The following is a 10,253-nucleotide window of genomic DNA, read 5'->3' on the forward strand; positions in this document are numbered from 1 at the left end:
CTTGATCTCGCAGAGCACCGTTCCCTGGGTGACCGCGGCGCCGGCGTCCACGGACAGGTCGGTGACGACGCCGTCCTTGTGGGCGGTGACCGGGTTCTCCATCTTCATGGCCTCGAGCACGGCGATGAGCTCACCGGACTTGACCTCCTGGCCCTCCTCGACGGCCACCTTCACCACGGTGCCCTGCATGGGGGCCGAGACGGCGTCCCCGGAGGCGGCGGCACCGGCGGCCCCGCCACGGGTGCGGGCCTTGGCCTTGCGGCGGACGGTGCCACCGTTGTGCGACCCGCCGAAGGCCAGGTCACCGGGCAGCGAGACCTCGACGCGGCGGCCGTCCACCTCGACGACGACCTTCTTGCGCTCGACCGGCTCGTCGTCGTCGGCGGGGGCGCCTGTGGCGCTCCACGGCTCGATCGGGTTGTCCCACTCCTCCTCGATCCACTTGGTGTAGACGTCGAAGCCCTTCCCGTCACCCACGAAGGCGGGGTTGGCGACGACGTGGGCGTGGAACGGGATGACGGTGGCCATTCCCTCGACCGTGAACTCCGCGAGGGCACGGGCCGACCGCGCGAGCGCCTGGTCGCGGTCCTCGCCCCACACGATCAGCTTGGCCAGCATCGAGTCGAACTGGCCACCGATCGTGTCGCCCTGCTCGACGCCGGAGTCGACGCGGACGCCCGGCCCGCTGGGCTCGTGGTAGCCCGTGATCGTGCCGGGGGCGGGCAGGAAGCCGCGTCCGGCGTCCTCGCCGTTGATGCGGAACTCGAACGCGTGGCCGCGCGGGGTCGGGTCCTCGGTGAACTCGAGCACCTCACCCTCGGCGATCTTGAACTGCTGCAGCACGAGGTCGATGCCCGCGGTCTCCTCGGTGACCGGGTGCTCCACCTGGAGGCGGGTGTTGACCTCGAGGAAGGAGATCGTGTCGCCCTGGACCATGTACTCGACCGTGCCGGCGCCGTAGTAACCGGCCTCCTTGCAGATGGCCTTGGCGGAGTCGTGGATCCGCTTGCGCTGGTCGTCGGTGAGGAACGGGGCCGGGGCCTCCTCGACGAGCTTCTGGAAGCGACGCTGCAGCGAGCAGTCGCGGGTGCCGGCGACGACCACGTTGCCGTGCTGGTCGGCGAGGACCTGGGCCTCGACGTGGCGCGCCTTGTCGAGGTACTGCTCGACGAAGCACTCGCCGCGACCGAAGGCGGCGGTGGCCTCACGGGTGGCCGAGTCGAAGAGCTCGGCGACCTCGGACATCTCGTGGGCGACCTTCATCCCGCGCCCGCCGCCACCGAAGGCGGCCTTGATGGCGATGGGCAGGCCGTACTCCTCCGCGAACTTCACGACCTCGTCGGCATTGGCGACGGGGTCCTTGGTGCCGGCCGCCATCGGAGCCTTGGCACGCTCGGCGATGTGGCGGGCGGTGACCTTGTCGCCCAGGTCGCGGATGGCGCTCGGCGGGGGGCCGATCCAGATCAGCCCGGCGTCGATGACGGCCTGCGCGAAGTCGGCGTTCTCGGAGAGGAAGCCGTACCCGGGGTGGATGGCGTCGGCCCCGGACTTGGCGGCGGCGTCGAGGATCTTATCGAAGACCAGGTACGACTCCGCGGAGGTGGTGCCTCCCAGGGCGAAGGCCTCGTCGGCCAGCTTGACGAACAGGGCATCGGCGTCGGGCTCGGCGTACACGGCCACGCTGGCCAGACCGGCGTCCTTCGCCGCGCGGATCACACGTACAGCGATCTCGCCGCGGTTGGCGACGAGGACCTTGGTGATGTGAGAGCTGGCATGACTGGGCACTCAGGGCCTCCTGGTGATGGACGTCTCTTAGACCGGTGCGCCCGGTAGGGGCACCGATATTCTCCAGCAGTCTAATGAGAGGCCCCCCTCATGTGTGGGTTTGGGGGTCCAAGGGTTGCCATATGGGGGCGGGCCGAGCACCTCGCCGCCTCTCTGACCTGCTGTTCAGGTGCGGAGCTCGGGACGCCACAACTGGTGTGCGTGGATCCCGGCGTCCTCGAGGAGGCGCCGCAGCAGCGGCAGACTGAGTCCGATGACGCTCGACGGGTCGCCGTCGATCCGGTCGATGAACCAGCCGCCGAGCGACTCGATGGTGAAGGCGCCGGCGCACTCGAGGGGCTCGCCGGTGCGGAGGTAGACGTCCAGGTCGGCGTCCGACGGGGCGCCGAAGTGCACGGTGGTGTCGGAGGTGTCGGCCCCACTCCGGGTGACGACGAGGGGTCCGTCGCCGGTGAGGTCGGCGACCATCAGGGCGTGGCCGGTGATCAGCACCCCGTGACGTCCGCGCATCCTCCGCCACCGCTCCATGGCCCGCTCGTAGGTGTGCGGCTTGCCCTCGAGCCGGCCGTCGACCAGGAGCATCGAGTCGCAGCCCACCACGATGAGCGTGTCGGCCCCCGCGGCCCGGGCCTCGGCCGCGAGGGACTCCCCCTCCCGTTCGAGGACGTCCTGCGCCTTCGCGCGGGCCAGGTCCTCCACCACGCGCACATGCGGGGTGGCCGCGGGGAGCGCGGCCTGGAGGGCGTCCTCGTCGACCTGCGGGTGTCGGATGAGCGGGTCCACGCCGGCCTGCTGGAGGATCCGCAGGCGGGACGGGGAGGCCGAGGCGAGGACGAACGTGATCATGGGCCCAGCGTAGCCAGGGCCTCAGTTCCGCGGCAGCAGCATCGTGACGGTGAGCGTGGTGGGCTCGATCGCACGCACCGAGTGCCGCAGCCCCGCGGTGAGGTGGATCATCTCGCCGGGCACCAGGACGACCGTGCGGTCGGGGAGGCCGAACTCCACCCGGCCCCTCAGGACCTGGACGAGGATCGGGTGGTGGGCCGCGTGGTCGCCGAGTTCGTGACCCTCCGCGAACTCGAACGCCACGATCTTCGCGGTCTCGTCCTCGTGCACGACGGAGGCCCGAGGCCGGTTCTCGAAGGGCTCGGCGCGACCGATGATGTCGGTCAGATGGGTGGCGGTGCCCTCGGTGGTCCCGGCGCGGCTGCCGTGATCGCGGTCGTCGCGTTCGGGGGTGGCGGGCTCGTTGGACACGCGGCGCCTCCTGGAAGTTGGTGTCCCCCAACCTACGGGCCGGGCGTCCGGTGTGGTTGCCGCGTAGCCGGTCCGCATCCGCCCACGCGCCTGTACGGACAGACCACAGCCGCCCCCGGCGCCGCACTCCCGCAGGCGCTTCGGTGCGCGCGGGCGTGCAGGGACGGGGGCGGCTGCGGTGCCGCCGGGCTGGGCCGGTTCAGTACTGGCGGCGGTTGAGGAACGACGTGGGGTTGTACCCGAACGGCGGCCGCAGTCGGTCCTCGTAGGACCCCCAGTCGTCCTTGATGCCCGTGGGGAACTCACCCTCGTGGACGGCGTTACCCTGCGCGGTCGCGAGCACGGCGGACAGGATGCCCACCTCGACCGCGGTGGGGTTGCCGCGCACGACCTGGAAGAACGGCGCCGCGGCCTTCTCCTCCGTGGCCTCGTTCTCCACGGCCGTGTTCTCCGCGGCCTGCTGCTGCTCGGCGGCGGTCACAGCGGGATGTTCCCGTGCTTCTTGGCGGGCACCTCGACGACCTTACGGTCGAGCAGGCGGAGCGCCTGGGCCACCTGCAGCCGGGTGTGCGACGGCGGGATGACGGCGTCGACGTAACCCCGCTCGGCGGCGACGTACGGGTTGACGAGGGTGTCCTCGTACTCGGCCTGGAGCTTGAGTCGGAGCGCGTCGACGTCGTCTCCGTTTGCCGCGGCCTGCTTGAGCTGGTCGCGGTAGACGAACCCGACGGCCCCGGACGCGCCCATGACGGCGATCTCGGCAGTCGGCCACGCCAGGTTGATGTCGGCGCCCATGTGCTTGGACCCCATGACGTCGTAGGCGCCGCCGTAGGCCTTGCGCGTGATCACGGTGACCTTGCCGACGGTGGCCTCACCGTAGGCGTACAGCAGCTTCGCGCCGCGGCGGATGATCCCGTCGAACTCCTGGCCGGTGCCCGGCAGGAAGCCGGGGACGTCGACCAGGGTGAGGATGGGGATGTTGAAGGCGTCGCAGGTGCGGACGAAGCGCGCGGCCTTCTCCGAGGCCTTGATGTCCAGGCAGCCCGCGAACTGGGTGGGCTGGTTGGCCACGACGCCGACGCTGCGGCCCTCGACCCGGCCGAACCCGACGATCACGTTCATGGCGTACTGCGCCTGGGTCTCGAGGAACTCCCCGTCGTCGACGATGTGCGAGATGACCTCGTGCATGTCGTACGGGCTGTTGGAGGAGTCCGGGATGATCGTGTCGAGCTCGTGGTCCTCGAGGGTGAGGTTGTCCTCGATCGCGCCCTCGGTCGGCGGGACCGGGAAGCGGGGAGCCTCGGCGCGGTTGTTGCTGGGCAGGTACGACAGCAGGTCCTTGACGTAGTCGAGGGCGTCCTGCTCGTCGTTGGCGGTGTAGTGCGAGACGCCCGACTTGGTCATGTGCGTGGTGGCGCCGCCGAGCTCCTCCTGGGTGACCTCCTCGCCGGTGACCGTCTTGATGACGTCCGGGCCGGTGACGAACATCTGCGAGGTCTTGTCGACCATCACGGTGAAGTCGGTGAGGGCGGGGGAGTAGACGTGTCCACCGGCGGAGGGGCCCATGATCAGGGACACCTGGGGGATCACGCCGGACGCCTGGACGTTCCGGTGGAAGATCTCGCCGTAGAGGCCGAGCGAGACCACACCCTCCTGGATGCGGGCACCGGCGCCGTGGTTGATGCCGATCATCGGGCGGCCGGTCTTGAGCGCCAGGTCCATGACCTTGACGATCTTCTCGCCGTAGACCTCACCGAGGGAGCCGCCGAAGACGGTGGCGTCCTGCGAGAAGACGCAGACGCTCCGGCCGTCGATGGTGCCGTACCCGGTGATGACACCGTCGCCCAGCGGCCGACGCTCGGCCAGGCCGAAGGTCGTGGCGCGGTGGCGGGCGAGCGCGTCGATCTCGACGAACGAGCCCGGATCGAGCAGGTTCTCGATCCGCTCGCGGGCCGTCATCAGGCCCTTGTCGTGCGTCCTGTCGACCGCGGCCTGTCCCATCGGTGCACGGGCTTCGTCGAGCCGCCGACGCAGCTCGGACAGCTTCCCGGCGGTCGTGTGGATGTCGGGCGTCGCAGCGTCGGTCTGGACGTCGTCACTCACGTCCGGTTCTGAGGCAGTCGTCATGTTGTAAGACTCTAACGACTCGGGTGGCTCCGTGGCGACGTGACCCGGCCTACTCCCCCGACACCGACCCCGCCGTCGGGCGGGGTTCGGACCTACTCTGGACGTCGTGCACGCAGACCCCGGACCCGAATCGCCGCGCCCGCTCGACGCCGATGCCCTCCGCCGGGAGCTGGTCGAGAGGCCGGGTGCGCCGTACACCTCCCTCGAGGTCCTGGAGGAGGTCGGGTCGACCAACGCCGAGGCGATGAGGCGAGCGGGACTGGGTGCCGCGGACCGCGGTGTGCTCCTGGCCGAGTACCAGGCCTCGGGACGCGGGCGGCTCGGACGCACGTGGACGGCGCCTCCGCGGACCCAGGTGGTGGTGAGTGTCCTGCTGCGCCCCGGCTCGGTCTCACCCACCCTGTTCGGGTGGCTGCCCCTGGTCACGGGTCTCGCGATCCGGGACGGACTCGTGGCGGCGGGCGGGGTGGACGCCACGCTCAAGTGGCCCAACGACGTGCTCGTCGACGGGGGCAAGATCGCGGGGATCCTCTCGGAGATGACGACGGTCCCCGCGGAGGGGGACTTCGAGTTGCGCCTTCCCGCGCTGGTGGTGGGTGTGGGGATCAACGTGACACTGACGCGGGAGCAACTGCCCGTCCCGCACGCGACCTCCCTCGCCCTCTCCGGTGGGACGACCGACCGTGACGTCGTCGCACGGGCGGTCCTCGAGGCCCTGGCGCACCGGCACGAGCAGTGGCGTCGATGCGAACGCGGGAGCGGATCGACCATCTCGGACGAGCTCATGGCCGAGTACTCGGCGGCCTGCTCGACCGTCGGGGCCGAGGTCCGCGTCGAACTGCCGGGCGACGTCGTACGGACAGGGCGAGCCGCACGCGTGGACAGGGAGGGCCGCCTCGTCGTCGTCACCCCGGACGGGGAGCTGTCCGTGGCCGCCGGGGACGTGACCCACGTGCGTCCGGCCGCCGGCCGGTGGGGCGGCTGACCCGTGGGGTTCGTCCGTTCGGTCGTCTCTCCGGGGGAGACGCTGATCGTCCACAGCCACCCGCACTGGCGCGCGCTCGTGCGCCCCGCACTGGTGACGGTGATCGGCGCCGGTCTCGCCGGGATCGCCGGGGGGTTCATCGAGACGCAGGTCGTGCACTCGGGGGACCGGGCCGCGACCTGGGCGATGGTGGCGGGGATCTACCTCCTCGTTGTCCTGCGCTTCGGCCTGTGGCCCGCGCTGCGGTGGGCGCGCACCGACCTCGTGGTGACCGACGAGCGCGTGCTCTACCGGCCGGCCGGCTCGACGCGACGGTGTGTGGACGTGCCGTTGCGCCGGATCAGTGCCGTGCGGTTCCGGCACACCCTCACCGACCGGGCCCTGGGCACCGGGTGTCTCATCCTCGAGTGCGGACACCTGCCCCCGGTCGAGATCGACCATGTCCCCGCCGTCGCGCGGGTCCACGCCACGGTCTACGACGAACTGCTCCGTCTGCCCCCGGTGCCCCCGCCCGGCCCCCTCGCCCCGCCACCCCGCTTCCGCTGGGGGCTGCCGGGGCGTCGGTGACCTCCCCACCACCCGTGAGAACATGGACCACGTGAACGACGACTCGCGCATCCGCCGCAATCCTCTCGGTTCGCCCGTCGTGGCGATGATCGGAGGCGGGCAGCTCGCCCGCATGACGCACCAGTCGGCGGTGGCGCTCGGCCAGACCCTGCGCGTTCTCGCCGCCGACCCGCAGGACCCGGCCGCGCAGGTCACCCCCGACGTCGTGATCGGCGCCCACGACGACCCGGACGCGGTCCGGGGTGTCGCGGCCGGCGCCGACGTGATGACCTTCGACCACGAGCACGTGCCACCGGAGATCCTCGTCGAGCTCGAGTCCGCCGGCGTCGCGGTGCGGCCCCGGGCCTCGGCGCTCATCCACGCCCAGGACAAGCTGGTCATGCGCCGCGCGCTCGAGGAGATCGGGGCGCCGATCCCGCCGTTCACGGCGGTCGACTCCGTCGAGGACGTCCGGCGCTTCCACGGCGAGCAGGAGGGGCACATCGTCCTCAAGGCCGCGCGCGGAGGCTACGACGGCCGCGGCGTGTGGATGCCGGGCTCGCTGGAGGAGGCCGAGCGCATCGCGACGGAGCAACTCGACGCCGGTGTGCCGATGATGGCCGAGGCGCGGGTGCCGTGGACCCGGGAGCTCTCCGCGCTCGTCGCCCGCTCGCCGTTCGGCCAGGGAGCGGTGTGGCCCGTCGTGGAGACGGTCCAGCGCGACGGGATCTGCGCGGTGGTGGTGGCACCGGCCACCGGGCTGCCCGACGATCTCCGCTCCGCGGTCCAGGCCACCGCCCTGCGCCTGGCCGAACACCTCGACGTCACCGGGGTGATGGCGGTCGAGCTCTTCGAGGTCACCGGTTCCGACGGCCGCCCGGGTGTGCTGGTGAACGAACTGGCGATGCGACCGCACAACTCGGGACACTGGACCATGGACGGAGCCACCACCAGCCAGTTCGAGCAGCATCTGCGGGCCGTTCTCGACTATCCGCTGGGTTCCACCGTCCCGACGGCCCCCGTGACCGTGATGGCCAACGTGCTCGGTGCGGCCCGTGCCCCGGAGATGAGCATGGACGAGCGGGTGCACCACCTCGGGGCCCGGTTCCCGCACGCCAAGGTCCACCTCTACGGGAAGTCCGAGCGGCCGGGACGCAAGATCGGGCACGTCAACGTCCTCGCCGACCCCGGGGTCGACCCGGATGACGCCGACCAGGTCGCCACGGTCCGCGCGGTGGCCGAGCACGCCGCCCACTGGCTGTCCCACGGGGAATGGGCCGACGGGTGGGACCCCCACACGGGGGCACCGGTCGGCGACTTCGACCGCTGACGCCACCCCCTTCGACGAAAGGCACCACCATGACCGCACCACAGGGCGGGCCGCAGGTCGGTCTGATCATGGGCAGCGACTCCGACTGGCCGACGATGGAGGGCGCGGCGGAGGCGCTCGCCGAGTTCGGGATCCCCTTCGAGGTGGGCGTCGTCTCGGCCCACCGGACCCCGCAGAAGATGCTGGACTACGCCCGCTCGGCCGCGGGCCGGGGTATCCGGGTGGTGATCGCGGGTGCCGGCGGGGCCGCGCACCTGCCGGGAATGGTCGCCTCCGCCACCCCGCTGCCGGTCATCGGTGTCCCGGTGCCCCTGAAGCACCTCGACGGCATGGACTCGCTGCTCTCGATCGTGCAGATGCCCGCAGGGGTGCCCGTGGCCACCGTGTCGATCGGCGGGGCCCGCAACGCCGGGCTCCTGGCGGTCCGGATCCTCGCCGCCTCCGACCCGGAGCTCCGGTCCCGGATGGAGGGTTTCCAGGCCGAGCTGGAGGCGATGGTGGAGCGCAAGGACGCCGCGCTGCGGCAGAGCCTCCTGGGCTGATCCGCCCCGTCCTCCGCGGCACCGTCCGCCCCGCCCGGGAGGCCCGCCGCCCGGGCGGGGCGAGCGGTGCCCGACTGGTAACTTGGATGGCCGGGCGCGGCACGTCAGACCCCGCGGCGATATCGACGGTGAAGGTGCGTCGTCGGCATCGCCGGGAGGTGCCCCGGACGGTGTCCGCCGCGCGATCAGCACCGACGATTCCCTCTTGGAGGACCGCACATGTCCGGTAACCCCGACTTCGACCTGTACCAGCCCGCGGAGGAGCACGAGGAGCTCCGCGCGGCGATCCGTGCCCTCTCCGAGAAGGAGATCGAGCCGCACGCCGCGGACGTCGACGAGAACGAGCGGTTCCCGCAGGAGGCGCTCGACGCGCTCAACGCCTCGGGCTTCAACGCGGTCCACGTGCCGGAGGAGTACGGCGGGCAGGGCGCGGACTCGGTCGCGGCGTGCATCGTCATCGAGGAGGTCGCCCGCGTGTGCGGTTCGTCCTCGCTGATCCCGGCCGTGAACAAGCTCGGCACGATGGGCCTGATCCTGGCCGGAGGTGAGGACCTCAAGCAACAGGTCCTGCCCGGGATCGCCGAGGGCGCGATGGCCTCGTACGCCCTGTCGGAGCGCGAGGCCGGGTCCGACGCCGCGGCCATGCGCACCCGCGCCCGCCAGGACGGCGACGACTGGATCCTCAACGGCGGCAAGGCGTGGATCACCAACGGCGGCAAGTCCACCTGGTACACCGTCATGGCCGTGACGGACCCCGAGAAGGGCGCCGGCGGCATCTCCGCGTTCATGGTGCACGCCGACGACGAGGGCTTCGGCGTCTCGAAGACCGAGAAGAAGCTCGGCATCAAGGGTTCGCCCACCGCGGAGCTGTACTTCGAGAACGTCCGCATCCCGGGTGATCGGATCATCGGCGAGCCGGGCACCGGCTTCAAGACCGCGCTGCAGACCCTGGACCACACCCGCCCGACCATCGGCGCCCAGGCCGTGGGCCTCGCGCAGGGTGCGCTCGACGCGGCGATCGCCTACACCAAGGAGCGCAAGCAGTTCGGCAAGGCGATCTCGGACTTCCAGAACACCCAGTTCATGCTCGCCGACATGGCGATGAAGGTCCAGGCCTCCCGTCTCATGGTGTACACGGCCGCCGCCAACGCCGAGCGCGGCAGCGCGCCGGGTGGGCAGAAGCTGGGCTTCATGGCCGCGGCGTCCAAGACGTTCGCCTCGGACGTCGCGATGGAGGTCACCACCAACGCCGTGCAGCTCTTCGGCGGCGCGGGCTACACCCGCGACTTCCCGGTCGAGCGCATGATGCGCGACGCCAAGATCACCCAGATCTACGAGGGCACCAACCAGATCAACCGCATGGTCATGGCGCGTCAGCTCCTGGGCTGATCCTCCGGGCACCGGCCCGCCGACCGGCACACGAGAGCCGCCACTTCCGACCGGGGGTGGCGGCTCTCGACGTGGATGCCATGGCAGCGGGGTGGCGCGGTGCCGCGGCGCCGGGCCGTCAGAGGGTGAGGGTGGACCGCTCCGTGGTGGCCACGTCCGCGACCCCCGGTGCATCCGGGTCCGATCCGGTGACCAGGACGGCGGAGCCCCCCGAGGCGAGGATCCGGCCGAGGACGCCCACGACGTCGTCCCGCTCGCGGCCGGCGACGAGCGCCCGGCCGGCCAGCGCCGG

At 71.5% G+C, this 10,253-nt stretch carries 10 protein-coding genes; 5 read left to right on the top strand and 5 right to left on the bottom strand.

What is annotated here, in order from left to right:
* The 5 genes from G6031_RS12545 to G6031_RS12565 form a co-directional block, all read right to left on the bottom strand.
* A partial coding sequence (locus G6031_RS12545; protein WP_179524761.1) for an acetyl/propionyl/methylcrotonyl-CoA carboxylase subunit alpha occupies positions 1–1,785 on the bottom strand: 1,785 nt, incomplete at its 3' end.
* A 165-nt stretch (positions 1,786–1,950) separates the two neighbouring features.
* Positions 1,951–2,631 carry a nucleoside triphosphate pyrophosphatase gene (locus G6031_RS12550; protein WP_179524762.1) on the bottom strand — a complete coding sequence of 227 codons (681 nt, stop codon included), beginning with the start codon at positions 2,629–2,631 and terminating at the stop codon, positions 1,951–1,953.
* Between the two features lie 21 nt (positions 2,632–2,652).
* Positions 2,653–3,042 (bottom strand): cupin domain-containing protein, encoded by a 390-nt coding sequence (locus G6031_RS12555; RefSeq protein ID WP_182645568.1) that lies wholly within the window; start codon positions 3,040–3,042, stop codon positions 2,653–2,655.
* A 199-nt stretch (positions 3,043–3,241) separates the two neighbouring features.
* Positions 3,242–3,523: an acyl-CoA carboxylase subunit epsilon gene (locus tag G6031_RS12560; RefSeq protein WP_347238493.1), complete on the bottom strand. Its 282-nt coding sequence runs from the start codon at positions 3,521–3,523 to the stop codon at positions 3,242–3,244.
* Entirely contained in the window at positions 3,520–5,169 is a 1,650-nt protein-coding gene (locus G6031_RS12565) for an acyl-CoA carboxylase subunit beta (RefSeq protein ID WP_182609609.1), read from the bottom strand. Before G6031_RS12565 ends, G6031_RS12560 begins: the two co-directional genes overlap by 4 nt.
* A gap of 106 nt (positions 5,170–5,275) precedes the next feature.
* Here G6031_RS12565 and G6031_RS12570 point away from each other — a divergent pair, with 106 nt between their 5' ends.
* From G6031_RS12570 to G6031_RS12590, 5 genes are all read left to right on the top strand, one after another.
* Positions 5,276–6,154, top strand: a complete 879-nt coding sequence (locus G6031_RS12570; RefSeq protein ID WP_179524765.1) for a biotin--[acetyl-CoA-carboxylase] ligase — start codon at positions 5,276–5,278, stop codon at positions 6,152–6,154.
* Between the two features lie 3 nt (positions 6,155–6,157).
* Complete coding sequence (locus tag G6031_RS12575) at positions 6,158–6,721, top strand: PH domain-containing protein (RefSeq protein ID WP_182641032.1); 564 nt, start codon at positions 6,158–6,160, stop codon at positions 6,719–6,721.
* 22 nt (positions 6,722–6,743) lie between these two features.
* A complete protein-coding gene (locus G6031_RS12580) occupies positions 6,744–8,030 on the top strand; it encodes a 5-(carboxyamino)imidazole ribonucleotide synthase (protein ID WP_182653442.1) in 1,287 nt (428 codons plus the stop codon).
* 29 nt (positions 8,031–8,059) lie between these two features.
* Positions 8,060–8,572: a 5-(carboxyamino)imidazole ribonucleotide mutase gene (gene purE, locus G6031_RS12585; protein ID WP_179524768.1), complete on the top strand. Its 513-nt coding sequence runs from the start codon at positions 8,060–8,062 to the stop codon at positions 8,570–8,572.
* Between the two features lie 219 nt (positions 8,573–8,791).
* The gene (locus tag G6031_RS12590; RefSeq protein WP_179524769.1) at positions 8,792–9,961 is read left to right on the top strand and encodes an acyl-CoA dehydrogenase family protein; all 1,170 of its coding nucleotides are present in this window, start codon (positions 8,792–8,794) and stop codon (positions 9,959–9,961) included.
* The last annotated feature ends 292 nt before the right edge of the window (positions 9,962–10,253 follow it).

The sequence above is a fragment of the Dietzia sp. CQ4 genome, assembly GCF_014145125.1.
Taxonomy (GTDB): domain Bacteria; phylum Actinomycetota; class Actinomycetes; order Mycobacteriales; family Mycobacteriaceae; genus Dietzia; species Dietzia natronolimnaea.